Annotated in this window: 25 protein-coding genes and 1 pseudogene; 18 read left to right on the forward strand and 8 right to left on the reverse strand. The window is 64.8% G+C overall.

Annotated features, from left to right (window positions below; genetic code table 11):
• Positions 1–31: 31 nt before the first annotated feature.
• From ACN2XU_RS13765 to ACN2XU_RS13780, 4 genes are all read right to left on the reverse strand, one after another.
• Complete coding sequence (locus ACN2XU_RS13765) at positions 32–979, reverse strand: D-ribose ABC transporter substrate-binding protein (RefSeq protein ID WP_419411029.1); 948 nt, start codon at positions 977–979, stop codon at positions 32–34.
• A gap of 95 nt (positions 980–1,074) precedes the next feature.
• Positions 1,075–2,124 carry an ABC transporter permease gene (locus ACN2XU_RS13770; RefSeq protein WP_419411030.1) on the reverse strand — a complete coding sequence of 350 codons (1,050 nt, stop codon included), beginning with the start codon at positions 2,122–2,124 and terminating at the stop codon, positions 1,075–1,077.
• Between the two features lie 22 nt (positions 2,125–2,146).
• Positions 2,147–3,688 (reverse strand): sugar ABC transporter ATP-binding protein, encoded by a 1,542-nt coding sequence (locus ACN2XU_RS13775; protein WP_419411031.1) that lies wholly within the window; start codon positions 3,686–3,688, stop codon positions 2,147–2,149.
• Positions 3,688–4,335, reverse strand: coding sequence for a DUF2291 family protein (locus ACN2XU_RS13780; protein WP_419411032.1), 648 nt, complete (start codon positions 4,333–4,335; stop codon positions 3,688–3,690). The genes ACN2XU_RS13775 and ACN2XU_RS13780 overlap by 1 nt, the downstream gene beginning before the upstream one ends.
• A 443-nt stretch (positions 4,336–4,778) precedes the next feature.
• On the opposite strand from ACN2XU_RS13780, the gene ACN2XU_RS13785 reads away from it, so the two are divergent.
• The 4 genes from ACN2XU_RS13785 to ACN2XU_RS13800 all read left to right on the forward strand — a co-directional run bounded on the left by ACN2XU_RS13785 (position 4,779) and on the right by ACN2XU_RS13800 (position 9,817).
• Positions 4,779–6,347 (forward strand): FGGY-family carbohydrate kinase, encoded by a 1,569-nt coding sequence (locus tag ACN2XU_RS13785; protein ID WP_419411033.1) that lies wholly within the window; start codon positions 4,779–4,781, stop codon positions 6,345–6,347.
• Between the two features lie 3 nt (positions 6,348–6,350).
• Positions 6,351–7,859, forward strand: a complete 1,509-nt coding sequence (locus ACN2XU_RS13790; protein WP_419411034.1) for a glycerol-3-phosphate dehydrogenase — start codon at positions 6,351–6,353, stop codon at positions 7,857–7,859.
• Between the two features lies 1 nt (position 7,860).
• A complete protein-coding gene (locus ACN2XU_RS13795) occupies positions 7,861–8,793 on the forward strand; it encodes a sugar phosphate isomerase/epimerase family protein (protein ID WP_419411035.1) in 933 nt (310 codons plus the stop codon).
• Between the two features lie 67 nt (positions 8,794–8,860).
• The gene (locus tag ACN2XU_RS13800) at positions 8,861–9,817 is read left to right on the forward strand and encodes a sugar-binding transcriptional regulator (protein WP_419411036.1); all 957 of its coding nucleotides are present in this window, start codon (positions 8,861–8,863) and stop codon (positions 9,815–9,817) included.
• Between the two features lie 232 nt (positions 9,818–10,049).
• Here the strand turns inward: ACN2XU_RS13800 and fsa are convergent, their stop codons facing one another.
• Positions 10,050–10,703, reverse strand: coding sequence for a fructose-6-phosphate aldolase (fsa, locus tag ACN2XU_RS13805; protein WP_419411037.1), 654 nt, complete (start codon positions 10,701–10,703; stop codon positions 10,050–10,052).
• Positions 10,704–10,707: 4 nt separating this feature from the next.
• The gene (locus tag ACN2XU_RS13810) at positions 10,708–11,736 is read right to left on the reverse strand and encodes a class 1 fructose-bisphosphatase (RefSeq protein WP_419411038.1); all 1,029 of its coding nucleotides are present in this window, start codon (positions 11,734–11,736) and stop codon (positions 10,708–10,710) included.
• Between the two features lie 145 nt (positions 11,737–11,881).
• Between ACN2XU_RS13810 and ACN2XU_RS13815 the strand changes: the two genes are divergently transcribed.
• From ACN2XU_RS13815 to derI, 3 genes are read left to right on the forward strand one after another with little or no spacing between them, the layout of a single operon-like run.
• Complete coding sequence (locus ACN2XU_RS13815; RefSeq protein WP_419411039.1) at positions 11,882–12,667, forward strand: DeoR/GlpR family DNA-binding transcription regulator; 786 nt, start codon at positions 11,882–11,884, stop codon at positions 12,665–12,667.
• Entirely contained in the window at positions 12,664–13,431 is a 768-nt protein-coding gene (locus ACN2XU_RS13820; protein ID WP_419411040.1) for a triose-phosphate isomerase, read from the forward strand. The genes ACN2XU_RS13815 and ACN2XU_RS13820 overlap by 4 nt, the downstream gene beginning before the upstream one ends.
• Positions 13,432–13,450: 19 nt before the next feature.
• Positions 13,451–13,906: a D-erythrulose-4-phosphate isomerase gene (derI, locus tag ACN2XU_RS13825; RefSeq protein WP_419411041.1), complete on the forward strand. Its 456-nt coding sequence runs from the start codon at positions 13,451–13,453 to the stop codon at positions 13,904–13,906.
• A gap of 263 nt (positions 13,907–14,169) precedes the next feature.
• Here the strand turns inward: derI and ACN2XU_RS13830 are convergent.
• Positions 14,170–14,879, reverse strand: a pseudogene (locus tag ACN2XU_RS13830) (IS6 family transposase).
• Between the two features lie 287 nt (positions 14,880–15,166).
• On the reverse strand, positions 15,167–15,931 hold the full coding sequence (locus ACN2XU_RS13835) for an IclR family transcriptional regulator (RefSeq protein ID WP_419411042.1): 765 nt from the start codon (positions 15,929–15,931) through the stop codon (positions 15,167–15,169).
• 224 nt (positions 15,932–16,155) lie between these two features.
• On the opposite strand from ACN2XU_RS13835, the gene ACN2XU_RS13840 reads away from it, so the two are divergent.
• The 11 genes from ACN2XU_RS13840 to kce all read left to right on the forward strand — a co-directional run bounded on the left by ACN2XU_RS13840 (position 16,156) and on the right by kce (position 25,926).
• The gene (locus ACN2XU_RS13840; protein WP_419411043.1) at positions 16,156–16,992 is read left to right on the forward strand and encodes a cyclase family protein; all 837 of its coding nucleotides are present in this window, start codon (positions 16,156–16,158) and stop codon (positions 16,990–16,992) included.
• 126 nt (positions 16,993–17,118) lie between these two features.
• Positions 17,119–18,060, forward strand: coding sequence for an alpha/beta hydrolase (locus ACN2XU_RS13845; protein ID WP_419411044.1), 942 nt, complete (start codon positions 17,119–17,121; stop codon positions 18,058–18,060).
• A gap of 4 nt (positions 18,061–18,064) precedes the next feature.
• Positions 18,065–18,409: a cupin domain-containing protein gene (locus ACN2XU_RS13850; RefSeq protein ID WP_419411045.1), complete on the forward strand. Its 345-nt coding sequence runs from the start codon at positions 18,065–18,067 to the stop codon at positions 18,407–18,409.
• A 4-nt stretch (positions 18,410–18,413) separates the two neighbouring features.
• Positions 18,414–19,223 carry an SDR family NAD(P)-dependent oxidoreductase gene (locus ACN2XU_RS13855; RefSeq protein ID WP_419411046.1) on the forward strand — a complete coding sequence of 270 codons (810 nt, stop codon included), beginning with the start codon at positions 18,414–18,416 and terminating at the stop codon, positions 19,221–19,223.
• Positions 19,224–19,227: 4 nt separating this feature from the next.
• Positions 19,228–20,154 carry a 3-hydroxyacyl-CoA dehydrogenase family protein gene (locus ACN2XU_RS13860; protein WP_419411047.1) on the forward strand — a complete coding sequence of 309 codons (927 nt, stop codon included), beginning with the start codon at positions 19,228–19,230 and terminating at the stop codon, positions 20,152–20,154.
• A gap of 144 nt (positions 20,155–20,298) precedes the next feature.
• Positions 20,299–21,567, forward strand: a complete 1,269-nt coding sequence (locus tag ACN2XU_RS13865) for an ABC transporter substrate-binding protein (protein WP_419411048.1) — start codon at positions 20,299–20,301, stop codon at positions 21,565–21,567.
• 73 nt (positions 21,568–21,640) lie between these two features.
• Positions 21,641–22,369, forward strand: a complete 729-nt coding sequence (locus ACN2XU_RS13870) for an ABC transporter ATP-binding protein (RefSeq protein ID WP_419411049.1) — start codon at positions 21,641–21,643, stop codon at positions 22,367–22,369.
• Positions 22,362–23,069: an ABC transporter ATP-binding protein gene (locus ACN2XU_RS13875; RefSeq protein WP_419411050.1), complete on the forward strand. Its 708-nt coding sequence runs from the start codon at positions 22,362–22,364 to the stop codon at positions 23,067–23,069. Before ACN2XU_RS13870 ends, ACN2XU_RS13875 begins: the two co-directional genes overlap by 8 nt.
• Before the next feature lie 5 nt (positions 23,070–23,074).
• Positions 23,075–23,938, forward strand: a complete 864-nt coding sequence (locus ACN2XU_RS13880; protein ID WP_419411051.1) for a branched-chain amino acid ABC transporter permease — start codon at positions 23,075–23,077, stop codon at positions 23,936–23,938.
• Positions 23,935–24,990, forward strand: a complete 1,056-nt coding sequence (locus tag ACN2XU_RS13885) for a branched-chain amino acid ABC transporter permease (RefSeq protein WP_419411052.1) — start codon at positions 23,935–23,937, stop codon at positions 24,988–24,990. The genes ACN2XU_RS13880 and ACN2XU_RS13885 overlap by 4 nt, the downstream gene beginning before the upstream one ends.
• A 3-nt stretch (positions 24,991–24,993) precedes the next feature.
• On the forward strand, positions 24,994–25,926 hold the full coding sequence (kce, locus tag ACN2XU_RS13890; RefSeq protein WP_419411053.1) for a 3,5-dioxohexanoate:acetyl-CoA acetone transferase: 933 nt from the start codon (positions 24,994–24,996) through the stop codon (positions 25,924–25,926).
• Positions 25,927–26,021 lie beyond the last annotated feature (95 nt).

A 26,021-nucleotide genomic window follows, 5' to 3' on the forward strand; every position in this document is an offset into this window, starting at 1 on the left:
TCTCTGTCTGCCGATCAACAGGGAGTGAAGTTTACTCGGACAGAACGAACGGCGCGGTGTAGTTCGCCACATTCTCCGGGGTGATCAGGAGGCAATCGAACAGCTGCTTTTCCTCCGCGACCATCGGCTCGCCGTTCTTGATGTAGTAATCCGCCTGCTTGACCGCCTCGGCGGAGAACACGGCAACCGGCTGCAGCACGGTATAGGCCATCTCGCCCGCCTTCACCGCGTCCACCGCATCCGGGGAGCCGTCAAAGCCGCCGACGACCACACCCTCAAGCTTGCCGGCTTCCTTCAGCGCGGCAATCGCCCCAAGCGCCATCTCGTCGTTACCGGAGATCACAGCGTCGATTTCCGGGTTGGCCTGAATGATCGACTGCATCTTGTTGTAGCCTTGGGTCCGGTCCCAATTCGCGACTTCCTGCGCGACCTTCTCCAGATCCGGATACTGGCTCAGCACGGTGTTATAGCCGTTCGACCGCGTGGCGGCGTTGTTGTCGGACGGGTTGCCGAAGAACTCGACATACTTGCCGGAATCGCCGACCATCTCCTGCCAGGTCACCGCGCCAAGCGCCGCGCCCTGCGCGTTGTTGGAGACAAGCTGCGCGATGGCGATGCCGCTCTCGTTGATCTCGGCGTTCACGAGGAAGACGGGAATGCCCGCATCGGTCGCCTTGCGCACCACACCCACGGAGCCGTCCGCGTTGGCCGGGTCGAGGATGATCGCCTTGGCACCGTTGGTGATCGCCGCGTCGATCAGGTTGCTCTCGACGTTGGTGTCACCCTTGTGCGCCGAGACGCTGGCCTCATAGCCAAGCTCTTCGGCCGTCGCCTTGGCCACTTCGCCTTCGGTGAACCAGTAGGGGTTGGCCGGGTCGGTGACGATGATGGAAATCAGGCCCTCGGCCCAGGCGGAACCCGCCATCAACGGCAGCGAAGCCGCAGCAGCCAGAAGCGCGCGTTTGGTGAAGGTGATCATGTGTAGTCTCCCTTTGGGTTTATATGCCGTAAAGGCGGTTTTCGCAGCCGGGATCTCCTCACCCCGGCCAGCGCGAAACTGTCGTGGGGTGAGGGTCAGCCGCGCTTCCCCTTGCCCCCGTATTGAATGGAATTGAGCATCACGGCGAGCACGATGACCGCGCCGGTAAACACCGTCTGCCAGTAGGAGCTGACGCCGATGATCACGAGGCCGTCCGACAGAAAGCCGATGACAAACGCCCCGAGCAGCGTCCCGCGCACCGTGCCGCGCCCGCCCATCAGGCTCGCCCCGCCCACGACCACGGCGGCAATCGCCGTCAACTCATAGGTGGTGCCCGCCGTCGGACCAGCGGAGGTCAGCTGAGAACTCAGGACGAGGCCGGCAATCGCCGCACAGACACCCGACAGCATATAGACCGCGATCTGCACGTATTTCACCGGCACACCGGACAGCTCCGCGGCCCGTTCGTTGCCACCCGAAGAATAGAGCCAGCGGCCAAACGCGGTCCGCGACAGCAGCAGCCCTGCGGCAATCGCAACCACCGCCAGCACGATCACCCCAACAGGCACGCCCGCGAAGCGGTTGAAGCCCAGCCAGTCAAAGCCGGTGTTGCCGAAGGACGCATCGCCGCCAAGGTTGTTGTAGGTCAGCCCGTTGGTCATCAACAGCGCCACGCCCCGCGCCACATAGAGCGAGCCAAGCGTCGCCACGAAGGCCGGCACCTTGAAGAAGGCCACCAGAACCCCGTTGCAAAACCCCACGAACGCCCCGACCGCCAGCGTCAGCACCACAACGGCCCAGACCGGTGGATAGAGGATCACCCCGGCGCTCTCGATCTCGATGCCCTGCATCAGGAACCCGGCAAAAACCCCGGTCAGCCCCAGCACAGATCCGACCGAAAGGTCGATCCCGCCGTTCAGAATGACCAGCATCATGCCAATGGCCAGCAGGCCGAAGATCGCCACATGGTTCGCCATGATCAGAAAGTTCGACACCGTCGCATAATTCGGCGAAAGGATCGAAAAGGTGATGATGATCGCGATCAGCGCAAAAAAGGCCCGCCCTTCCAGCAGCAGATGCACGATGCCCGCGCCGCTGCGTTTCTTCGAGGGCCGCGCCCCGGCGGAGGTCGTTGTGTCCGTCATGTTGCGTTCTCCTCGCGTGTCATCAGGCGGCCCGGCTCTCGCCGGAGGCGGCCATGATCGCTTCTTTCGTTGTGTCTGCCGTGAACTCGGCGGCGATCTTTCCGCGCCGCATCACGATGATCCGGTGCGCAATGCTCAGGCACTCGCCGACTTCGGAGGTGGAATAGACCACCGCCATGCCGCGCATGGCGTGTTCGGCCAGGATGCGGAACACCTCGGCCTTGGCCCCGATGTCGATGCCCCGGCTCGGCTCATCGAGCAGGATCACATCCGGATGCGTCACCAGCATCTTGCCAATGACCACTTTTTGCTGATTGCCGCCGGAGAGCGAGCCGATCGGCGCGCCCGGGCCGTCGGTCTTGACGGTGACTTCCTTGATGGATTCGTCGATGATCCGCCGCTCTTCGCGCAGGTTGGTAAACAGCCCCCGGGTGAACCGCCCGATCGAGGACAGCGACAGGTTCCGCCCGACCGTCATGGTCTGCACCAAACCGTCGCGCTGCCGGTCCTCCGGCACGAGAACCAAACCGGCATCGATGCGCTGTGCAATGCTCATGCCCAGCACGGAAGTGCCGTTCAGCAAAACCTCGCCCGCGACCGGTGACAGGCGCCCCGCGACCGTCTCCATCATCTCCGTGCGCCCCGCGCCCATGAGCCCGTAGATACAGACGATCTCGCCCTTCCGGACCGTCAGATCCAGCCCATCCACCGCCAGACCATCGCCGGTGTGCGACGCCACGGACAGGCCCTTGAGTTCCAGTGCGGGCGCGCCGAAGGCGCTCTGCGGCGGCGCGCCAAGGTCGAAATTCTCCCCCACCATCGCGCGCACGATCCACTCAAGGTCGATGTCCGCGCGCGGCGCATAGGCCGTCATCACCCCGTCCCGCAGCACCACCGCATGGTCGGTGATGGTCAACGCCTCTTCGAGGTGGTGGGAGATATAGACAATGCTCACGCCCTTGGCCTTCAGGTCTTCGATGACCTTGAACAGCACCTCGACCTCGGAGGCGGACAGCGCGGAGGTCGGCTCATCCATGATCAGGATCCGCGAATTCACCGACAACGCCCGCGCGATCTCGACGATCTGCTGCTGCCCCAGACGCAGATTTTCCACCGGGGTCAGCGGATCGATGTCTTCTTCCAGCTCCCGCATGAGCGCGGCGGTCTGGCGGGCCTCTTCGGCAAAATCCACGCCCATCGGCCCGATGATCTCGCGTCCCATGAAGATGTTGTCCCGCACGGTCATGTTCGGCGCGAGGCTCAGCTCCTGATGGATGATCGAAATGCCCAGATCCCGCGCTTCCACCGTCGACTTGATCGCCACCGGCTTGCCATCGAGCAGCAATTCGCCCGAGGACGGCAAATGCACGCCCGACAGGATCTTCATCAACGTCGATTTGCCCGCGCCATTCTCTCCGAACAGGGTGGTCACCTGGCCGCGATGCACGTCGAAATTGACACCCTTCAGCGCCTGCACCGCCCCGAAACTCTTGGCGACATTGCGCGCGGCGAGCACCACCTCTCCGGCTTCCGGCTGCGCGGTCCGAGTCTCGTCATGGATCATCACTGCACCTCAAGCGTGACCGGTGTCACCAGCCAGTTCTTCGGGTTGATCATGGTAAACGCACCGGTGACGGTGATCGTCTTGCCCTGCAGGGTGTCCCGATCGAGACCGTCCAGCGTTTCGGCCGCCATAGCCCGGTTAATCCCCGCGCCGGCGTCCTGGTACTCGATCTGGTTCTTGAAGGCGCCGAACGCGATATCGCCGACCACGTCGCGCAATTCGGTGCCGTTGATCGCCGGACCGGTCTGCACGCGGATCTTCGTGCCTTCGGGCAGGTCCGCCACTTCCACCGGGACAATGCCGGATTTGCCTTCCCCCGCCACGCCGGTCAGCGTCACCGCCATCACCGGGAATGCGCCCGCCATTGTGCCATGCGCCGCGATCGCGGCGGCCTTGTCGGCCTTGAGATCGGCAGCCAGCGTCGCGGCCTCTGCGGCGCGCGCCTGCACCGCCTCCCGAATGCGCGGGAACTCTGCCGCGCCAAAGCGATCAGGTTCAAACGCCTGCTGCCGCAGGTCCGCCTCGGAGCCGACCGTCACCACGGTGGTATCCAGCGCGATGGCCCCCAGCACCACAACCGCCGCGATAGCGATATAGAGCCCGCGCCGCGACCCGGTCGCGCCTTTGGCTTTCGATGTCTCGCTCATGGCCATGGCCTCCACACCCCTTTCTGATTGCCCCCGAACAGCGTCACCGCCCGGCGCTCCGAACCTGCCACTGCAGGCCCCGTGATTCCCCGACCTCGACGGCGGGGCAAAACTTTATCGCAGGGTTTGGCCAAGCGTCTGTCTGCATTTGGCTTTCCTCCCCTCGCCGCCGCCCCTGACCTCCTCAGATCAGATGTGGGAACCGGCGCTCCGCAGGCCCATCGGGCATGGCGGATTGAACAGACCATATGTGAAATAAATTTCGATGTCTGCAAAAAAATTCAGACGATGGATTTTTTTTGTGCTACACCGGGATCAAACAGGGCGCGAAAAATCTGCCTCATGGTTGTGCGTGCCCTGCGCCGCCACAGGAAGAAAAGCCCGAAAACCAAAGGGGGGAGACGTGCTCACACGCGACCAGACCGAGCAGCCGGAGACCGGTCATGCCTGATTCGAGCGACCTCATCATCGGCATCGACGCGGGCACATCGGTGATCAAGGCCGTGGCCTTCGACCTCACCGGCCATCAGCGCGCCGCCGCCTCCGTGCGCAACCGCTACACCATGGGCGCGGGCGGCGCCGCCATCCAGAACCTCGGCACGACCTGGGACGATTGCTGCGCCGCGCTGCGCGGCCTGGGCGAAAAGATCGACAACCTCGCCGCCCGCACCGCGGCGCTGGCCCTTACCGGACAGGGCGACGGAACCTGGCTTGTCGGCGCGGGCAACAGGCCCGTCACGGACGCCTGGCTCTGGCTCGACGCGCGCGCCGCACCCACCGTCTCCCGCCTTGCCCTGGGCCCTTTGGACCGCGCCCGTTTCGAGGCCACCGGCACCGGCCTCAACACCTGTCAGATGGGCAGCCAGATGGCGCATATGCAGGCCACCCATCCAGAGATGCTCGATCAGACCGAAGCCGCCCTGCATTGCAAGGACTGGCTGTATCTGAACCTCACCGGCATCCGCGCCACGGACCCCTCGGAGGCCAGCTTCACTTTCGGCAATTTCCGCAATCGCCACTATGACGACACGGTGATCGAGGCGCTCGGCCTGACCCATCGACGCGGCCTCCTGCCGGAGATCATCGACGGCACGCAAACGACCCACCCCCTCAGCGAAGACGCGGCCGCCCAAACCGGCCTGCGCGCCGGAACTCCCGTCTCGCTCGGCTATGTCGACATGGTGATGACGGCCCTCGGCGCGGGCGTGCACACGGGCGACGCGGGCGCTGCATGCTCCACCGTCGGCTCCACCGGCGTGCATATGCGCGCCGTCACCTCCGATCAGGTCCACCTGAACGCCGAAGGCACGGGCTATGTCATCTGCCTGCCGGTGCCCGACCTCGTGACGCAGGTGCAAACCAACATGGCCGCGACGCTCAACATCGACTGGGCGCTGGCGCTGGCCGGGGATCTCATGGCCGAAATGGGCGTCACGGCCACCCACGCCGATCTGGTCGGCAAGATCGACACCTGGATGGCGCGCTCCACCCCCGGCGCCCTGCTCTATCACCCCTATATCTCCGAGGCCGGAGAGCGCGGCCCCTTCGTCAATGCAAACGCCCGCGCAAACCTCACCGGCCTCAATCAGACTCACCGCTTCGCTGACATCATGCGCGCCGTGATCGAGGGTCTCGGCATGGCCGCCCGGGATTGTTATTCCGCCATCGGAGCCATGCCGAGCGAACTCCGCCTCACCGGCGGCGCGGCTCGCTCTCCGGCCCTGCGCCGCGTGCTCGCCGCCGCGCTCAACACGCCCGTCAAAGTCTCCTCCCGGGAGGAGGCCGGAGCGGCGGGCTGCGCCATGATGGCGGCCGTCGCCATCGGCGCGTATCCGGACATGAACGCCTGCATCGCCGAATGGACGACCCCGCTTCTTGGCGAAGCCGAAGCGCCCGACGCCAAGCTCGTCCCGGTCTACGACCGGCTTTTCACCAATTACCAGGCCACGCGCACCGCCCTCCCGCCGATCTGGGACGGGCTCGCCGCCAGCCGCGCCGCAAGAGGACACTAAGCCATGAGCGATCCCATCAAGACCGATCTTTTCGTCATCGGAGGCGGCATCAACGGCGCGGGCATCGCACGCGACGCCGCCGGGCGCGGCCTCTCCGTTGTCCTGTGCGAAAAGGACGACCTCGCCGAAGGCACCTCCTCCCGCTCGGGCAAGCTCGTGCATGGGGGCCTGCGCTACCTCGAATACTACGAATTCCGCCTCGTCCGCGAAGCGCTGATCGAGCGCGAAGTGCTGATGAGGAACGCCCCGCACATCATCTGGCCCATGCGCTTTGTCCTGCCGCATTCGCCGCAGGATCGTCCCGCGTGGCTCGTGCGCCTGGGCCTGTTCCTTTACGATCACCTCGGCGGCCGCAAAAAGCTGCCCGGCACCCGCACCCTCGATCTCAAACGCGATCCCGAAGGCGCCGCGCTCAAGGACAGCTACACCAAGGGGTTCGAATATTCCGATTGCTGGGTCGATGATGCCCGTCTTGTCATCCTCAATGCCGTCGACGCCGCCGAACGCGGCGCAAGCGTGCTCACCCGCTCCCCCTGCATCTCCGCCCGCCGCGAAAACGGCGCATGGCATGTCACGACCAAGAACACCCTCACCGGCGAGACGCAGACCTTCGAGGCCAAACTGCTGGTCAACGCCGCCGGACCCTGGGTCACGGATGTCGTCACCCGCGTCGCCGGATCGAACTCCGCGCGCAATGTGCGCCTCGTCAAAGGATCGCACATCATCGTGCCGAAATTCTGGAAGGGCGAGAACGCCTACCTGGTGCAGAACCACGACAAACGCGTGATCTTCATCAACCCCTACGAGCGCGACAAGGCGCTGATCGGCACCACCGACATCGCCTACGAGGGCCGCGCCGAGGATGTCACCGCCGACGAAAGCGAAGTCCAGTATCTGCTCGACGCCGTGAACAGGTACTTCAAGGAACAGCTCACCCGCGAGGACGTGCTTACCACGTTTTCCGGCGTCCGCCCGCTGTTTGACGACGGCCAGGGCAACCCCTCCGCCGTGACCCGCGACTACGTCTTCGATCTCGACGAGACCGGCGGCGCGCCGTTGCTGAACATCTTCGGTGGCAAGATCACCACCTTCCGCGAACTGGCCGAACGCGGCCTGCACAAGATCACCCACCTGTTCCCGCAGATGCGCGGCGACTGGACCGAAAGCGCCCCCCTGCCCGGCGGCGACATGCCCGGTGCGGATTACGAAGACTTCCGCAATCGGATGAAGGCCGATTTCCCGTGGATGCCGCGCGCGCTGCGCCGCCACTATGGTCGTCTCTACGGCACCCGCACCGCCCGGATCGCAGGCTCCGCCACCTCGCTCGACGGGCTGGGCAAACATTTCGGCGGCTACCTCTACGAGGCCGAAGTGCGCTATCTCGTGGAGCATGAATGGGCGCAAACCGCCGAAGACATCCTCTGGCGCCGGACCAAGCACCGCCTGCACCTGAGCGACGCCGAACAACAGGCCTTCACCGACTGGTTCAACGCCCGCGCGGAGGCGGCCTGACATGCCGCTGACGCTCTCGCTCAACACAAATCCGCTGGTCAACCGCTTTGCCGATCCCGACGATCTGATCGACGCCATCGCCCGCGACATTCGCATCCGCGATATCCAGCTGACGCATGAGTTCATCAACCCAAGCTGGCCCGCCCCGGTGATCCGCCGCCTCACCCGGCAAATGGACCGCGCGCTTCAGCGCACCGGCGCCCGCGTCACCTCCGGCATGACCGGGCCTTATGGGCGCCTCAACCACTTCGGCCACCCGGACCCGGAGGTCCGCCGCTACTACGGCGACTGGTTCAAGACCTTCGCCGACATCATCGGCGATCTCGGCGGCGCCTCTGTCGGCACGCAATTCGCGATCTTCACCTATCGCGACTACGACAACGAGCAGCGCCGCGAAGAGCTGATCCGGATCGCCATCGAGCACTGGGCCGAGGTGGCAGAGCACGCGAAGGGCGCGGGGCTGGAATTCGTCTTCTGGGAACCCATGTCGGTCGGCCGCGAATTTGGCGAAACCATCGACGCCGGCCTGAGCCTGCAAGACCGCCTGTCCGCCGCCGACATGGCCGTCCCGATGTGGATGATGGCCGACATCGACCACGGCGACGTCACCTCCCCGAACCCGGACGACACCGACCCCTATGCCTGGGCGCGCGCTGTCCCGAAGGTTTCCCCGATCATCCACATCAAACAGTCGATGAGGGACAAATCCGGCCACCGCCCTTTCACCGCCGCGTTCAACGCCAAAGGCGCGATCCAGCCGGAACCCCTCCTCGAAGCCTTCGCGGCGGGCGGTGCACAGGACAACGAAATCTGCCTCGAACTGTCCTTCAAGGAACGCGAGCCCAACGACCGGCAGGTGATCCCGCAGATCGCCGAGAGCGTCGCCTTCTGGGCACCCCATATCGACAGCGGCGAGAAGGACCTGAAGGTCTGATCCCACGCCGACCTTGCTTTTTGCAAGGTTAACGGCAATGGAAAGAAGCCCGTGGAGAGAGAAGAACATGGCCAAGGACCGCAGCACAGCCGACAGCGAGCATTCCCTCGCCATCCGCGCCGCATGGCTGCACTACGTCGGCGGCCTGCGCCAGGCCGAAGTCGCCAAACGCCTCGGCGTGCCGTCAGTCAAGGCACACCGCCTGATCGCCCGCGCCGTCGCCGAAGGGGCAGTGAAAGTCTCGATCGAAGGCGAAATCATCGAATGCATAGAGCTGGAACAGGCCCTTTGCGCCCGCTTTGGCCTCGAAACCTGCGAAGTCGCCCCGGACCTCGAAGAGGACGGCCTGCCCCTGCGGACACTGGGCCTCGCAGGCGCATCGCGGCTCCGACGCTGGCTGGAAGGTGGCGAAGAACTGACCATCGGCATCGGCCACGGCAGAACCCTCGCCGAAGCTGTCCGTGCAATGCCCCGATTCAATGCAGGCACCCTGCGGTTCGTGTCTCTGCTCGGCGGCCTCACCCGCAACTTCGCCGCCAACCCGCACGACGTGATGCACCTGCTGGCAGAGAAAACCGGCGCCCGTGCCTATGTCATGCCGGTACCGTTCTTCGCCAACACCAGCGAAGACCGCGAAGTCCTGCTCTCTCAGCGCGGCGTGGCGGAAGTCTTCCAACTGGCAGAAACCGCACCCCTGAAAATCGTCGGCATCGGCACGGTGGAGCCGGAAACCCAATTGGTGACCTCGGGAATGATCGAACCGTCCGAGATCGACGCCATCTCCGCTGCAGGCGGCGTCGGCGAAATGCTCGGACACTTCTTCGACCCTTCGGGCAACGCACTGGAAACGCCTCTGACGTCCCGCACCCTCGCCGTCTCGCTGGACGACACCCGCAAAGACCGCATCATCGCACTCGCCGGCGGCGGAGAAAAAGTACGCGCCATCCATGCCGTCCTGAAAAGCGGCAGGCTATCAGGTCTGATTACCGACGAGGTCACCGCCCGCGCCTTGCTCAACATGTAATAAGTTGCGCCGCGCTTTGCGCGTCGCCCGGGGGCGCGGGCTGACGCCCGCGTAGGCTAAAAGCCCCTGTTCGTATGCATTCGAACCGGGCGCGTAACGAAAAAGTCTATTTGGATATTTGATCAGAGAAGAAACAGAGCGATGTGACCTGGATTCTTCTCTGTCCAAATATCCTCGGGGGTCCGGGGGCGAAGCCCCCGGCTGGTCGACGCGCGAAGCGCGGCGAAACCTCTCAGAGGATCGATTGCCCTGTCGCTGCCCAATCCTTCGAGAACTGCTCCAGGCCCTTGTCCGTCAGGACATGGCCCGCCAGCCCCTTGATCACGCCAGGCGGGATCGTCGCCACGTCGGCCCCGGCAATCGCAGCCTCTTTCACGTGATTCGCGGTGCGGATCGAGGCTGCAAGGATCTCTGTTTCGAACCCGTAGTTGTCGTAGATTGCCCGGATATCCGCGATCAACTCCATGCCGTCTATGTTAAGATCGTCCAATCGGCCAATGAATGGCGAAATATATGTCGCTCCCGCCTTGGCCGCCAGCAGCGCCTGATTGGCGGCAAAGCAAAGTGTCACGTTCGTCTTGATGCCCTTGCTGGTGAAGTGGCGGCAGGCCTTCAGCCCGTCCAGTGTCAACGGCAGTTTGATCACCACATTGGCCGCGATCTTCGCCAGGTGCTCGCCCTCGGCAACCATCCCGTCAAAGTCCAGCGCCGCCACTTCGGCCGACACCGGCCCGCCAACGATTGCGCAGATCTCGGCGATGACTTCCTTGAAATCGCGTCCGGATTTGGCGATCAGCGACGGGTTCGTCGTCACCCCGTCAAGCAAGCCGTAGTCGTTGAGCTCCTTGATGTCGTCGATGATGGCGGTGTCTACAAAGAATTTCATCTGATCAGTCCTTCTGTTCGGTCAGGTATGTTTTCACGGTGTTCACTTCGTCCACGCTGCCGAACACCAGCGGCACGCGATCGTGCAGATGCGCGGGGGCCAGATCGAGGATCGGGGTCACCCCATCGGTCGCCGCTCCTCCGGCCTGTTCCATCAGGTAGGCAATCGGAAACGCCTCGTAGGCCAGCCGCAGGTACCCGTCCTCATATCCCGGCCGCGTGTCGCCTGGATACATGAACAGCCCGCCGCGGCGCAAAATCCGGTGCAGATCGCCCACCGCCGCCGCGATCCAGCGCATGTTGAAGTCCATACCGCGCGGCCCGCTCGCCCCGTCCAGGACATCGCGCACATAGGACTGCAGGCCATCGCTCCAGCGCCGATAATAGGAAACATTGAACGCCACGGTCGTGGTCTTCGGTTTTACCGTCACGCCGGTCTCGTCGACAAAGAATTCGCCCCGGACCGGATCGAACGTCGCCAGAACGACCCCCGCGCCGGTGCTGAAGCCAAAGTCCACCGAATGGCCGAAGGACACGTAACACGCCGCGATCATCTCGCGCCCAGTGCGCAGGAAACTCTCCCCCGCCGGGAAGATCGCGAACAAAGCCCCCAGCGGCGCGCCGATCCCGATGCTGCCCGAGCCGTCGATCGGGTCCATGGCAACGTCGAAAATCCCCTTGGGATCAAGCGTCTCGACCTCTTCGGCCTCCTCGGACAGGACTTTGGCCACCCGCAGGCCGCGCATCGCGTCGATCATGTGATCATGCGCCGCCACATCGAGCGCCTTCTGCCGGTCGCCGCTGTCGTTCTCGCCCACGATATGGGTGGGATCACCGGGCAGCATGCCCTGGGCCAGACGCAGCGCCAGCGGCACCGCCTCATCCGCCAGCGCGAGGATCAACGTGGCCAGCGCCTGCCGCGCCTCATCCGCCCCGGCCCAGCCATGCAGGTACTCGGGCAGCGTGGGCGCGGCGATCGGCGCGTCGCGATCCAGCGTCAGGGGCATCACGTCGCTCGTCATTACATGGGGCATGGCTCTCTCCTTGCGTGGTTCCACCTATCATGGCCTCACGCGAAAACACAAGAATTAATCACATCCATAAATCCCAAAATCACATCATTGACGATATTTATGTGATGTGCGATGTTACAAAACAGACAATCTAGGGAACTCACCGGTGAAACGCGACGACAGGCAACAGGCGATCATGGATCTGCTGGTGACGGATGGCACCGTCGAGCTTGACGCGCTCGCGGAGCGCTTCGCCGTCTCCCGCATGACCATTCATCGCGATCTCGACGAGCTCGAAGGCGCCGGGCTGCTGCGCAAGCTGCGCGGCGGCGCCACCATCCAGTCCGGGACCCAGTTCGAATCCGACTTCCGTTTCCGCGAACGCCAGAACGCCAGCGCCAAGGCCACCATGTCCCGCGCCGCGCTCGACCTGATCGAGCCTGGCATGACGGTGATGATCAATGACGGCTCCATGACCGCCGTGCTGGGCCAGATGCTCGTGCAGAAGCGCCCGCTGACCGTCATCACCAACAATGCCGCCGTGATCGACACCCTGCGCGGCGAAAACGGTATCACCCTGATCGCCCTTGGCGGCGCTTATTCGGCAAAATACAACGCCTACCTCGGCAAGATTACCGAAGATGCGCTCTGCGGCCTGCGCGCGGACATTGCGTTCATCTCCACGCCCGCCGTCATGGGACTTGAGACCTTCCATATGGAGGGCGACGTGGTGCAATCGAAACGCCGCATGATGGATCAGGCCACCGCGCGGGTGCTCGTGGTCAATCACAGCCGCTTCGGTCAGGCCGCGCTCTACCGGCTCGCCGGCCTCGACGAATTCGATCACATCATCACCGATGCCGCCCCGAGCGCCGAGGCACGCGCCGCGCTCGAGGCCGCAGGCGTTCCCCTCACCATCGCATCCGACGACACGCAAAAGGCCACAGCATGAGCACCCCCGACATCTGGATCGGCACATCCTGGAAAATGAACAAGACCCTCGCAGAGGGCGAAATCTTCGCAAAAGCGCTGGCCGCGGCGGACGCATCGCGCGATCCCCGCATTCAGCGCTTTGTCGTCCCGTCCTTCACCGCGGTCCGAGAGGTTAAGCGGCTCCTCAAGGATACCTCGGTGAAGGTCGGGGCACAGAATATGCACTGGGCCGACGCGGGCGCCTGGACCGGCGAGGTCTCGCCCCTGCAACTGACCGATTGCAAGCTCGACATGGTCGAGCTTGGCCATTCCGAGCGCCGCGCGCATTTCGGCGAAACCGATGAGACCGTCGGGCTCAAGACCGAAGCCGCCGTGCGTCACGGGCTGACCCCGCTGATCTGCATTGGCGAGACGCTGGAGGAGCGCGAATCCGGCCGGGCAAGTGAAGTTCTGGAAAGCCAGGTGCGCGGCGCCCTGGGCAAACTCTCCGAGAGCCAGACATCCGCCCCCGTCCTGCTCGCCTATGAACCGGTCTGGGCGATCGGCGAGAACGGCATCCCGGCCACCTCCGACTACGCCGACGCGCGGCAGGCGGAGATCATCGCCGTGGCCCGCGACGTGCTGGGCCGCAAGATCCCCTGCCTCTACGGCGGGTCCGTCAATCCGGGCAACTGCGAGGAACTCATCGCCTGCCCGCATATCGACGGCCTGTTCATCGGGCGCTCTGCCTGGGATGTCGATGGCTACCTCGACATTCTGGCCAAATGCGCCAAAACCCTCTGACCCTGAAAAGGAACATGACATGAAAATTGCAGTTGCCGGAGACAGCGCAGGCGAAGGCCTCGCGAAAATCCTTGCCGAACACCTCTCCGCCAATCACGAGGTGTCGGAGATCTCGCGCACCGACGCCGGGCCCGACGCCTTTTACGCCAACCTTTCGGACCGCGTGGCCTCTGCCGTCCTCGCGGGGGACTATGAGCGCGCCATCCTCATCTGCGGCACCGGCATCGGCGTTTGCCTTTCCGCCAACAAGGTCCCCGGCATCCGCGCCGCGCAGTGTCACGACACCTATTCCGCCGGGAAGGCCGCGACCTCGAACAATGCCCATATCATCACCATGGGCGCCCGCGTGATCGGTCCGGAACTGGCCAAGGAGATCGCCGACACGTGGCTTTCGAAAAAATTTGACGAAAACGGCGCTTCGGCAGGGAACGTTCAAGCGATCAACGACGTTGACACCAAGTATAACAAGACCTGAGATCCTCCCCTTGCTTCAGGTCACCATGGCCCATGGCGTCTCCTCCCTCAGCGCCATGGGCCTTTTTGTGCCCGGCCCCATGCCCGTCAGGCGGGAATAGCCCAGGCCTCTCCCGGCTCCAGCGCCCGAAACCGCTCCGGCGCGACCCCATGCCTCCCAAGCGCGGCCTGCAACGCCCCCCAAGGGGGCCTCGCGCGCCTCATTCGTCAGGGGACTGTTGCCTTGTTTCTGCCGGTGCTTGAAAGCCCGGCAAGACGCCAGGGTCACACAGCATTTTCCAAGGGCCCGCAGATGAATTCGATCTCGCCTTTGACGCTTGGCTTCTTGTGACGGATATGCCCGCGTTTGATGGTGCGGATTGTCTGCTGCCGCTGAAGGGCGCCTTGGCCGATCGCAAGAATCGGAAGCTCTCACGATATCCGAGTCGCCGTTTCATGGCCGCGTGATCGCTCTCGATCAGATTGTTTCGCCACTTTCCATCAATGTGCCGGATGCTGTCAAAGCGAGGGTCATAATGGTGATTGACCTCTCGAATGACGCGACGATGGCTGTGCGCCTTTTCCGTCACCATCGTAGTTGGCCGGTGCAAGCGCACACGCTCGATTGCCTTGTTGGGAAAGGCCTGTGCCGCCTTGGCATCGCGTCGCGCGGTGAGGCGGAAGTCGACCATCCAGGCATTTACACCGATGGCGCGCCAGAAATAGCGCCCCTTGCCACCGACGCGGATGCAGGTTTCGTCGACATGCCTGTCTACACTTGCACGGCGTAAGTGTTTCTCGCTGCGCTTGGTCAATTCGAGGCCGAACTCGTGAACCCGGGGAAAGATGGTCGACCGGTCAACGATGACATCACGCTCTGCCAGGAGATCCAACACGTCCTGGCAGGACACCGGGTAGCGCAGAGACCAACGCACCGCACAAAGGACGATCTCACGCGGAAAGCGATGATGCTTGAACGGGGATTTACGCAGCATGCCCAACCTCAAAAGCGCGAAACTGACCAAACCAAACGATTAACGCAACAGCCCATGCATCGTGAGAAAGCCTGGGTCGTCACCGAGGGGCTGAACCGATTGCCGATGGCGATCGTCCGGATCGCTTCGGGTGCCGTGCTTCTGCGAACCGTTCCGCCGTCGTCCCGTTGGAGAAGTCCAATGGGCACGCCGCGTCCTGTAACCGATGCGGATCACAGGATCAGCGGCCCGTGGCACAGGGTTTGCAAGTCACTCGTCGACCGAGATGCCTTCTCTCGGGGCCCGGCTCAGCTCGACGACAGCAGCTTGCCCGCATGATCGCGGGCGCGACGGACGGCGGCCTCGACCGTGGGGCGGACCTCCTCGAAACGTGCAGAGGGGACCGGTACGGAGATACCGTACAGCCCACCGCTCCAGTCGCGTACCGCGACGCCCACCGCCGAGATGCCGTCAGTATGCGCGTCGAGGTCGTAGGCCAGACCAGTGGCGCGGATCTCCGCGAGTTGCCCCAGAAACTCGGCCTCGTCCCGCTGCAGGCCCTTGCGCTGCCATTCCTCGCGCGCGAGGTCGAGCGCTTCGCCCTCCTCCATCTCGGCAAGGCAGGCGAGACCGTTGGCCGTCGTCGTCAGCGGAAAGGCGTCGCCCACCGCTGACACGGTCCGCAGCCGGTGTGTGCCCGGGATCTGGTCGAGGAACAGCATCGCCCCGCCACGCAGCACCGAAAGGTCGGCTGTCTCGCCGGTTGCCTGCGACAGCTCCGAGAGCACAAGACGGCAGGTCTCGATCACCGAATTCCGGCTTTGCTCGGCCAGGGCGGTGATCTCTGGCCCGAGCCTGATTCGTCCCGCCCGCGATCCGGCGGCAAGCAGCCGTTCGGCCATCAGCGCGGCGACGATTCGCTGCACCGTGGAGCGCGGCAGCTCCACCGCCTCGGCGATCTGCCCAAGGCTCATCCCGGCCCGGTCATGCTTTAGCGCGCGCAGGATTTTCGCCGCGCGTTCAATGACCTGAATGCCGCCCTTTCCACTGTCTTCCCGTGTCGTCCCGACCATGATGGTGCCTCCTCCGAACCTGTCTTACCCGCCCGCATCGTGAGTGCAATGCTCTCGTGCACAACCCACAATACGGTACTTTGTTCGCGCGATAAAATACTATTTGACCGTATCGTGGTCATTCTGTATCGTTTTGAGCAGGGATGGGAGGAACCATACATCCTGCAGTTTCAATTCGGAAAGCCGCGCGACCTCAGGTCTGCGCGCACAGGGGAGCCATGCCAATGGTCATGATCAGAGGGATCGAATTCGAGGGAAACACCGACAACACGATGGGGGTAGAGTTCTACAACCTCAGCCATCGCTTCGGCTTCCAGAACCCGAACTGGCCGTATTTCGAAGACACCAAGATCGAGCGCATTCACTACATGGCGAAGTCCGGCGTGCTATCGCAGCGGATCACCACGACGATGCATGCAACCACGCATATTGACGCACCAGCCCACGTGGTTCAGGGCACACCTTTCATCGACGAAGTGCCGCTGCCGCATTTCTTTGGCACCGGCATTGTCGTGAACCTGCCCAAGAAGAAGTGGGAGCCGATCACGGGCGAGGATCTGGAAAAGGCCTGCGGTCACGCGATTCGCAAGGGCGACGTACTCATCATCAACACCGGCTGGCACAAGCAGTACGAGGATGGCGATTACTTTGCCTATTGCCCGGGCCTCGTGAAATCGGCGGCGGAGTGGATGATCGAGAAGGGTGTGAAGGTCGTCGGCCACGACACGCAGGCCAACGACCACCCGCTGGCCACCGCCATCGGCCCGCAGCGCAACGGCCCGCTGCTGCCGCATCTCGAGGCAGAGTACAAGGAATGGTCCGGCGGGCGCGGCTGGGAAGAGGACTTCCCGGAGTGGGAGCCGGTGCACAACCTGCTGTTCAAGAACGGCATTATGGGCATCGAGAATGTCGGCGGCGACCTTGACGCGGTGTCCGGCAAACGCTGCACCTTCGCCTTCTTCCCGTGGAACTGGGACCGCGGCGATGGCTGCATCGTCCGCCTCGTGGCGATGATCGACAAGGGCCAGCAATACCGCATCGAGGCCGGCGAAACCTTCTGACCAACGATCGTGGGGGCGCTCCCCCACCACCCCCCGAGACACCCTCGGGCCAGAACAGGGCGCGGCCGCCTCAGGCCGCCCCGACAAACACCGAAAGAGGAGCCGGTGCCTTATGGGAGGGGAGACATGAAATTCCTTTTGACGACCGTGCTATGCGCGTCCGGTCTGGCCGGAGCCTCCATGGCCCAGGTGTCTCAGACGCCGGACATCGCCGCCAAGCTGCCCGATCTGGGCCGCGAATTGAGCCGCGAGATGGTTGGCGGGACGAAGGCGCTTTATGCGCCGTTGCATGCCGCCGCGGATGAGACAGGGCTCAGCGTCCAGCGCGACCTGTCTTACGGGCCCGATGCCCGAAACATGCTTGATGTTTACGCGCCGGAGGCCGCGGACGGATCGAACCCGGTCATGATCTTCGTCCATGGCGGCGGGTTCGTGCGGGGCGACAAGGCGGATGTCGCCGGGATCGGTCGCTGGTTCGCCCGGAATGGCGTGGTGGCCGTGACCATGAATTATCGCCTTGCGCCCGACCATCCTTGGCCCTCCGGGGCAGAAGACGTGCGGGCTGCGCTGGAATGGATTGGCGCGCGTGTTGCGAACATGGGCGGCGATCCGTCGAAGGTTTTTGTCGTCGGCAACTCCGCCGGGGCCATGCATGTGGCGGATTACGTCTTTCGCGAAGATCTTCAGGCCGAGGATGACGGCGTGATCGGCACCACCCTGATTTCACCCCCGACCGTCGACCTGACTGCGCGCGACATAGATCCCTCTCGCGATGCGCTTTACTATGGCATCGACGGCGACCGGTCAGAGCAATCTGTCGTGAACGCTCTCGAAGGCCGGAAGATCCCGGTCATGATCGCCTACGCCGAGCACGAGCCCGACGTCATCATTAAGCAGACCCGCCTTCTGATCGAAGCGCTCGCAACGCGAGACGGCCGCCTGCCACTGATTACCGGCGTGCCCGGACATAACCACATCTCGATCGTCGAACATATCGGCACAGCGGACCAGTCGCTCGCATTCGAAATGCTGAGCTTCATGACGTCGCGTGCTTTGGAGGAGAAGTAAGCCCATGTTGTTGAAGAAGTTCGAAGACGCCCGCGCTTACGACGCCCCGAACCACTGGGGCTGCCACGGCCTGCGCCTGCAAGGCTTCGAGGAGGGCGGACCGACGAACCAGTGGGTCGGTTTCTCGCAATTCCTGCCCGGCGGCGGCGCCGGTCCCGACAGCACCCCCTTCGAAAAAGTCTACGTCGTGCTCGACGGCGAGATGACCGTCGAATGGGACGGTCACACCGAGGTGTTGCGCGCCATGGACAGCCTCACCGTTCCGCCCGGACAGGTGCGGCGCATCGAAAACCGCACGAACCACGTCTGCCGCATGCTCGTGGTCATCCCCTATCCGCCAAAGGACTGAGCTTATGAACCAGATGACACATGCACTGGCCGATCCGCTGTCGATGTTCGACGTAGAGGGCAAGGTCGCGCTGATCACCGGGGCCTCCGGGGCCTTTGGCATGGTGGCGGCGCGGGTGCTGGCGGGGGCGGGCTGCAAGCTCGTGCTCTCTGCCGGGAACGCCGAGGCGTTGGGCGAGATCGCCGAAGAGGTACGCGCGCTTGGCGCCACAGTCACCACCATCAACGCCCGCCCCGACACGGAGGAAGCCTGCACCAACATGGTGGCGCAGACCGTGGCGGCGCATGGGGCGCTCGACATCCTCGTCGTGGCCTCCGGGATGAACAAGGTCGCCAAGATCGACGAGATGGCGGTGGAGACATTCACCTCGGTCATGGATGCCAACGTCACCCAGAGCTGGATGTTGGCCAAGGCCGCGACGTCGCAGATGAAGGCGCAAGGATCGGGCGGCAAGATCGTCCTCGTCTCCTCGGCCCGCGGGCTTCTGGGGCATCCGGCGGGCTACACCGCCTATTGCGCCTCGAAGGCGGCGGTCGACGGCATCACCAAGGCGCTCGGCTGCGAGCTTGGCCCCACCGGCATCACGGTGAACGCCATCGCGCCGACGGTCTTCCGCTCGCCGCTGACGGCCTGGATGTTCGAGGACACAGAGCAGGCACAGACCGTGCGCAATGGCTTTCTCACCCGCGTTCCGAAGGGCCGTCTGGGAGAACCGGAAGACCTCGCCGGGCCGCTGCTCTTCCTCGCCTCGAAGGCGTCGGATTTCTACACCGGGCATATCCTCTATGCCGACGGCGGCTACACGGCGGGCTGAGCGGATGGCGAAGAACCAGCAGATCGCCGTCATCGGCGCAGGGCTCATGGGCCATGGCATCGCGCTGACGCTGGCGCGGGCGGGGCAATACGTGGCGGTCTCGGACCCGGTGCCCGAGGCGCTTGCCGCCCTGCCCGACCGGGTCCGCGACAGCCTGACCCTCATGGGGGCGGACGACGCCGAGATCGCCCGCGTTCTCAAGCGCATCGAGCTGATGGACAGCCTGCGCGGCGCGGTGCGGCAGGCGGCCTTCGTCTTCGAAGCCGCGCCGGAGAAGCTGGCGCTGAAGCAGGCGATCTTTGCCGAAGCCGAGGTCCATGCGCCCGAGGACTGCATCCTCGCGTCGAACACCTCGGTCATGCCGATCACGCAGATCATGTCGGGGCTCAGGCGGCGCCATCGCGCGCTCGGCACTCACTGGTGGAACCCGCCGCACCTGATCCCGCTGGTGGAGGTCATCCGCACGGAATGGACCGACGATGCGGCGATGGACGCGATGATGACCCTGCTGACCGGCGCCGGGAAGACGCCGGTGCGGGTCGAAAAGGACGTGCCCGGCTTCATCGGCAACCGGATGCAGCATGCGCTCTGGCGCGAGGCGATCAGCCTCGTCGAACGCGGCATCTGTTCCGCGGAGGCGGTCGACACGGTGGTAAAGAACTGCTTCGGGCGCAGGCTCTCGGTCCTGGGGCCGCTGGAGAACGCGGACCTCGTGGGCACCGACCTGACGCTCGACATCCACAACACGGTGCTCGCCGATCTTGAGGACCGCAAGGGGCCGTCGCCCTACCTCGAACGACTCGTGGCCGAGGGACGGCTGGGGATGAAAAGCGGCGAGGGCTTTCGCAGCTGGACGCCGGAGCAGGCGACGCAGACGCGTGACCGGGTGACCACCCATCTGCGGCGGCTGGACGGCATCCTGACCGACTGACGCCGGCTTGAGGCCGGACGGAGACGACGAGACATGACGGGACGGAGGCGGCGCCAAGACCGCCCCGGCCACTGCAAGGGCAGAAGGAGCCCGTGCACAGCCCTGCCGCAGAAGCGGTCGGGATTCCAAAAGGGAGAAAAGACAATGACGCATCCAAGGACACGTCGCCAGTTCCTGACCGGGACCGCCGCGATGCTTGCCGCCCCAGGGATCCTGCGGGCCAGCCGCGCCTATGCCGCGACGCCGATCCTGCGCGTGGGCCATGTCAGCCCGCGCACCGGCCCGCTGGCGGGCTTTGCCGAAGCGGACGACTACGTGCTGCGGCAGGTTCAGGAGATCTACGGCGCGGGCATCGAAAACAACGGCAAGGCCTGGACTGTCGAGATCATCTCGAAGGACAGCCAGTCCAACCCGAACCGCGCCGCAGAGGTGGCCGCCGATCTGATCCTCGGCGACGAGGTGGATATCATCGTCGCCGCCTCGACCCCGGACACGGTCAACCCGGTCGCCGATCAGGCCGAGGTGAACGAGGTGCCCTGCATCACCACCGACTGCCCGTGGCAGCCGTATTTCTTTGGCCGCGGCGGTGTGCCAGGCGAGGGTTTCGACTACACCTACCACTTCTTCTGGGGGCTGGAAGACGTGATCGCCGCCTTCCTCGACATGTGGGGTAAGTCCGGCGTGGCACCCAAGGTCGGCGGGCTCTTTCCGAATGACGCCGACGGCAACGCCTGGGGCGATGCGGAACTGGGCCTGCCCAAACCGCTGGCCGCCGCGGGCTATGACCTGATCGATCCCGGTCGCTACCAGCCGCTGTCGGATGATTTCTCCAACTACATCGACGCCTTCAAGGCGGGCGGCGTGGAGATTGTCACCGGCAACATGATCCCGCCGGACTTCGCGACCTTCTGGACACAGGCAGCGCAGCAGGGCTTCGGCCCAAAGCTCGTGACCATCGGCAAGGCGCTGCTCTTCCCGAGCGTGATCGAAAGCCTCGGGCCGCGCGGCGACGGGCTGTCGTCCGAGGTCTGGTGGTCGCCCGCGCATCCCTTCACCTCCTCGCTCACAGGGGCCAGCGCGGCGGATCTGGCGCATGGCTACACCGAGGCCTCGGGGCGGCCATGGACCCAGCCCATCGGCTTCAAGCACGCGCTCTTCGAGGTGGTGGCCGACGTGATCGCCCGGGCCGAAGATCTCGACGATCCCGATGCCATCCGCGCCGCGATCCCGCAGACCGACATGGACACCATCGTCGGTCGGGTGAATTGGTCCGACGGGCCGATGGCCAACGTCACCAAGACGCCGCTCGTCGCCGGGCAGTGGCAGAAGCACGGCGACGCCTTCGACCTGAAGATCGTCGCCAACGCCCATGCGCCGATGGTGCCGACCACGGGCGCACTGAAGCTCCTCTGAGTGCGCCGCCGCGCGGGGAGGGACGCCCACCGTCCCTCCCCCATCTCCAGACACATCCGAACGGTCCAGACACATGACGCCCATCCTCGAACTCGACAGGCTGACCAAGCGCTACGGCGCGGTGACGGTCGCGGACGACCAGAGCTACGCGCTCGCGCCCGGCGAGGCGCTCGGTGTCATCGGGCCGAACGGCGCGGGCAAGACCACGATGTTCAACCTCATCACCGGTACGGTCACGCCCGACAGCGGCAGCGTCCGCTTCGAAGGGCGCGACGTGACCCGGCTGAACGCCGCCACCCGGTCGCGCATGGGCATCGCCCGCAGCTTTCAGGTGCCGCAGCCCTTTGCCCAACTCACGGTCTTCGAAAACGCGATGATCGCCGCGACGCAGGCGGCGGGGCTGTCGGGCCGCACGGCGGAGCGACACTGCCTCGCGGTGCTGGAGCAGACCGGCCTGCTGCCCCGCGCCAACGACCGCGCCGGGGGGCTGACGCTGCTGTCGCGCAAGCGGCTGGAGCTGACCCGCGCCATGTGTGCGAAACCGAAGCTGCTGCTGCTCGACGAGATCGCCGGAGGGCTGACCGAAGCCGAATGTCGCGCGCTGGTCGACACTATCAAGGACATCCGCGCCACCGGCGTCTCGATCATCTGGATCGAGCACGTGGTGCATGCGCTGCTCGCCGTGGTCGACCGGCTGATCGTCATCGATTTTGGCCGCAAGATCGACGAAGGCGTCCCGCGCGAGGTGATGAACAGCAAGGCGGTTCAGGAAATCTATCTCGGGATCGAAGCCGATGCCTGATCCCATCCTGAAAATCCGCGGACTCGCCGCCTTCTACGGCGACTTTCAGGCACTTTACGGGCTGGACCTGCATCTCGACGCGGGCGAGGTGCTGGCGATCATCGGTGCGAACGGAGCGGGGAAATCGACTCTGCTGCGCTCGATCTCCGGGCTGATGCGCAACGGGGCGGAGCAGATCGCCTGGCGCGGCCAGCCCATCGGCGCGCTGCGCGCCGATCAGGTGGCAGAGCAGGGCATTGCGTTGGTCCCGGAGGGGCGGCAGCTGTTCCCCTCGCTCTCGGTCGAGGAGAACCTGATCATCGGCGGCCGCATCGGACGCCCCGGACCATGGTCGCTGCGCCGGGTCTACGATCTGTTTCCGATCCTTGAGGAACGGCGGCATCAGGCTTCCACCTCGCTCTCGGGCGGGCAGCAGCAGATGGTCGCCATCGGCCGTGCGCTCATGGCGAACCCCGACCTCATCCTTTTCGACGAGATCAGCCTGGGCCTCGCGCCGATCATCATCCGCGACATCTACGCCGCCCTCCCGGGCATCGTCGACGGCGGCATGAGCGCGATCCTCGTCGAGCAGGACATCACCAAGGCGCTGGCGGTGTCGAGCCGCGTCTATTGCCTGCAGGAGGGCCGGATCTCCCTCGAAGGCGCCTCGGGCACCATCTCGCGCGAGGCGATCTCGCGCGCCTATTTCGGAATGGAGTGACGGGCATGGACTGGATCAACGCCATCGTGCAGGGGACGCTTCTGGGCGGTCTCTATGCGCTTTTCGCCGCCGGGCTGTCGCTGATCTTCGGCGTCATGCGGCTGGTCAACATCGCCCATGGCGATCTTATCGTGCTGGCGGCCTATCTCGGGTTGACGACGTCGGTCGCGCTGGGGCTGCATCCGCTGCTGGCGCTGGTGGTTGTCGTTCCCGCCATGGCCGGGATCGGCTACGCGCTGCAGCGCGGCGTGCTGAACCGAACACTGGGCGAGGACCTGCTGCCGCCGCTGCTGGTGACCTTCGGCCTGTCGGTGATCCTGCAGAACGCCCTGCTCGAAGGCTATTCCGCCGATCCGCAGAAGCTCGACGCGGGCTCCATCGAGACGGCGAGCGTGACGCTCGGATCGCTGACGCTGGGCTGGATGCCGGTCCTGACCTTCGCAGTGGCGGTGGCGGTGATCGCGGCGCTGCAGTGGATGTTCTACCGCACGCCGCTGGGGCGAGCGTTTCGCGCGACCTCGGACAATCAGGACATCGCGCAGGTCATGGGCCTGAACAAGGCGCATGTCTTCGGCCTCGCCATGGCGCTGTCGCTGGCGGTGGTCGCGGTGGCAGGAATCTTCCTCGGCATACGCACCAGCTTCGACCCTTCCATCGGCGGCGGTCGCCTGATCTTCGGCTTCGAGGCGGTGATAATAGGCGGTCTCGGCAACCTCTGGGGCACGCTCGCAGGCGGCGTGATCCTCGGCGTGGCGCAGACCGTCGGCGCGCGGATCGATCCGGGCTGGCAGCTTCTGGCGGGGCACCTCGTCTTCCTCGCGATCCTTGCCCTGCGCCCCAACGGCCTTTTCCCGAGGATGAACGGATGACCCTTGCAGACTACACCGTCCAGCGCACGTCGCGTGCGGCCCGCATTGCCGCAACGCTCGGCGCAATCGCCCTCGTGGCGCTGATCGCCGCCCCCTGGTGGGCCGGTCGCGCCGACATGCGGCTGATCTCGGAACTGTGCCTCTATCTGGCACTTGCCAGCCTGTGGAACCTGATGGCGGGCTACGCCGGGCTCGTCAGCGTCGGGCAGCAGGCCTATGTCGGCCTCGGCGGCTACGTGCTGTTCGCGCTGACCATCCTCGCCGGGATCGACCCGCTGGTGGCCATCGGGCTCGCCGGGATCGCGGGTGCGCTGATCTCCGTTCCGGTCGCGACGCTGATCTTCCGCCTGAGGGGCGCCTATTTCGCCATCGGAACATGGGTCATCGCAGAGGTCTTCCGCCTGCTCTTCTCCCAGCTCTCAGTGCTTGGCGGCGGCTCGGGCACCTCGCTGCCCGCAGGCATCGTCAAGGGCTTGGCCGACAGCCGCGACGGGCGCGAAGCGCTCTCCTACTGGCTGGCGCTCGGCGCGGCGGTGGCGGTGGTCGCGGCGGTCTACCTGTTCCTGCGCTCGCGCAAGGGGCTGGCCCTCACCGGCATCCGCGACAACGAACTGGCCGCCGCCTCGCTCGGCATCGACATCTGGCGCACCAAGTTCCTCGTCTACGTCGTGACCTCGGCCCTGACCGCAATGGTCGGTGCGCTGATCTTCTTGCAAACGCTGCGGATATCGCCTGACGCGGCCTTCAGCGTCAACGACTGGACCGCCTTCGTCATCTTTATCGTCGTCATCGGCGGCATCGGCACCATCGAAGGCCCGATCATCGGCACGCTGATCTTCTTTGCCCTGCGCGAGACGCTGGCAGACCTCGGCACGATCTACCTGCTCGTGCTGGGCCTCGTCGCCATTGTCGTGATGCTGAAAGCACCGCGTGGCGTCTGGGGGCTAATCCGCGACCGCTTCGACACCGACCTCTTTCCGCTGGGCTACCGCGTTATGGCGCCCGCCCGGCAGACCTCGAAACCGACCATTGCCAACACCAAGGAGGCCTGACCCATGGCCCGCAAACCCCGCACCATCATCACCTGCGCCGTCACCGGGGCGATCCACACGCCCACCATGTCGGACGCCCTGCCCTACACCTACGACCAGATCGCCGAGGCCGCCATCGAGGCCGCCGAGGCCGGGGCCTCCATCCTGCACCTGCATGCGCGCAATCCCGAGACCGGCGCACCCTCGGTCGATCCAGAGGACTTCAAACCCTTCCTGCCGCGCATCAAACAGGCGACGGATGCGGTGGTGAACATCTCCACCGGCGGCTCGCTGACCCTCTCGATCCAGGACCGCATCCGGCCCGCGGCGACCTTTTCCGCCGAAATGTGTTCGATGAACATGGGGTCGATGAACTTCAGCTTCCATCCGCTGGCAAAGCGCTACACCGACTGGAAATTCGACTGGGAGAAGGACTACGTCGCGGGCTCAGACGGCAACATTTTCCGCAACACCTTCCGCGACATCGAGGAAGCGGCGAAGACGCTGGCCCCGCACGACATCAAGTTCGAGCATGAATGCTACGACGTGGGGCACCTGTACAACCTGCGGTTCTGCATGGACATCGGTCTCTTCAAGGCGCCGATCTTCATCCAGTTCGTCATGGGCATCCTCGGCGGCATCGGCGCGGACATCGACAACCTCGTCTTCATGAAGAAGACCGCCGACAAGCTGTTCGGTGACGACTACCGGTGGTCGATCCTCGCGGCGGGCGCGGCGCAGATCCCCATGGCCACCACCGCAAGCCAGATGGGCGGCAATGTCCGCGTCGGGCTGGAGGACAGCCTCTTCATTCAGCGCGGCGTGTTGGCCGACAGCAATGCCCAGCAGGTGCACAAGATCCGCCGCATCGTCGAGGAACTCGGCTGCGAGGTCGCCTCGCCGGAGGAAGCCCGCGAGATCCTCGACCTGAAAGGCGGCGACCGGACGGCGTTCTGAGGCAGTCCCGGCGGAAGAGGAGCCGCCGGGACCGCCGCGAGAACGCGAAAGACGGAGGACGGGCCGCATCCCGTCCGCGACAAGGGAGGACTTAT

Origin of the sequence: Pacificoceanicola niger (assembly GCF_048553275.1) — a bacterium.
Classification (GTDB): Bacteria; Pseudomonadota; Alphaproteobacteria; order Rhodobacterales; family Rhodobacteraceae; genus Pacificoceanicola.

What these genes read in the sequence shown, in the direction of transcription:
- ACN2XU_RS13765 (WP_419411029.1), bottom strand. Translation starts at nt 979, where the DNA reads ATGATCACCTTCACCAAACGCGCGCTTCTGGCTGCTGCGGCTTCGCTG.
- ACN2XU_RS13770 (WP_419411030.1), bottom strand. Translation starts at nt 2,124, where the DNA reads ATGACGGACACAACGACCTCCGCCGGGGCGCGGCCCTCGAAGAAACGC.
- ACN2XU_RS13775 (WP_419411031.1), bottom strand. Translation starts at nt 3,688, where the DNA reads ATGATCCATGACGAGACTCGGACCGCGCAGCCGGAAGCCGGAGAGGTG.
- ACN2XU_RS13780 (WP_419411032.1), bottom strand. Translation starts at nt 4,335, where the DNA reads ATGAGCGAGACATCGAAAGCCAAAGGCGCGACCGGGTCGCGGCGCGGG.
- ACN2XU_RS13785 (WP_419411033.1), top strand. Translation starts at nt 4,779, where the DNA reads ATGCCTGATTCGAGCGACCTCATCATCGGCATCGACGCGGGCACATCG.
- ACN2XU_RS13790 (WP_419411034.1), top strand. Translation starts at nt 6,351, where the DNA reads ATGAGCGATCCCATCAAGACCGATCTTTTCGTCATCGGAGGCGGCATC.
- ACN2XU_RS13795 (WP_419411035.1), top strand. Translation starts at nt 7,861, where the DNA reads ATGCCGCTGACGCTCTCGCTCAACACAAATCCGCTGGTCAACCGCTTT.
- ACN2XU_RS13800 (WP_419411036.1), top strand. Translation starts at nt 8,861, where the DNA reads ATGGCCAAGGACCGCAGCACAGCCGACAGCGAGCATTCCCTCGCCATC.
- fsa (WP_419411037.1), bottom strand. Translation starts at nt 10,703, where the DNA reads ATGAAATTCTTTGTAGACACCGCCATCATCGACGACATCAAGGAGCTC.
- ACN2XU_RS13810 (WP_419411038.1), bottom strand. Translation starts at nt 11,736, where the DNA reads ATGCCCCATGTAATGACGAGCGACGTGATGCCCCTGACGCTGGATCGC.
- ACN2XU_RS13820 (WP_419411040.1), top strand. Translation starts at nt 12,664, where the DNA reads ATGAGCACCCCCGACATCTGGATCGGCACATCCTGGAAAATGAACAAG.
- derI (WP_419411041.1), top strand. Translation starts at nt 13,451, where the DNA reads ATGAAAATTGCAGTTGCCGGAGACAGCGCAGGCGAAGGCCTCGCGAAA.
- ACN2XU_RS13835 (WP_419411042.1), bottom strand. Translation starts at nt 15,931, where the DNA reads ATGGTCGGGACGACACGGGAAGACAGTGGAAAGGGCGGCATTCAGGTC.
- ACN2XU_RS13840 (WP_419411043.1), top strand. Translation starts at nt 16,156, where the DNA reads ATGGTCATGATCAGAGGGATCGAATTCGAGGGAAACACCGACAACACG.
- ACN2XU_RS13845 (WP_419411044.1), top strand. Translation starts at nt 17,119, where the DNA reads ATGAAATTCCTTTTGACGACCGTGCTATGCGCGTCCGGTCTGGCCGGA.
- ACN2XU_RS13850 (WP_419411045.1), top strand. Translation starts at nt 18,065, where the DNA reads ATGTTGTTGAAGAAGTTCGAAGACGCCCGCGCTTACGACGCCCCGAAC.
- ACN2XU_RS13855 (WP_419411046.1), top strand. Translation starts at nt 18,414, where the DNA reads ATGAACCAGATGACACATGCACTGGCCGATCCGCTGTCGATGTTCGAC.
- ACN2XU_RS13860 (WP_419411047.1), top strand. Translation starts at nt 19,228, where the DNA reads ATGGCGAAGAACCAGCAGATCGCCGTCATCGGCGCAGGGCTCATGGGC.
- ACN2XU_RS13865 (WP_419411048.1), top strand. Translation starts at nt 20,299, where the DNA reads ATGACGCATCCAAGGACACGTCGCCAGTTCCTGACCGGGACCGCCGCG.
- ACN2XU_RS13870 (WP_419411049.1), top strand. Translation starts at nt 21,641, where the DNA reads ATGACGCCCATCCTCGAACTCGACAGGCTGACCAAGCGCTACGGCGCG.
- ACN2XU_RS13875 (WP_419411050.1), top strand. Translation starts at nt 22,362, where the DNA reads ATGCCTGATCCCATCCTGAAAATCCGCGGACTCGCCGCCTTCTACGGC.
- ACN2XU_RS13880 (WP_419411051.1), top strand. Translation starts at nt 23,075, where the DNA reads ATGGACTGGATCAACGCCATCGTGCAGGGGACGCTTCTGGGCGGTCTC.
- ACN2XU_RS13885 (WP_419411052.1), top strand. Translation starts at nt 23,935, where the DNA reads ATGACCCTTGCAGACTACACCGTCCAGCGCACGTCGCGTGCGGCCCGC.
- kce (WP_419411053.1), top strand. Translation starts at nt 24,994, where the DNA reads ATGGCCCGCAAACCCCGCACCATCATCACCTGCGCCGTCACCGGGGCG.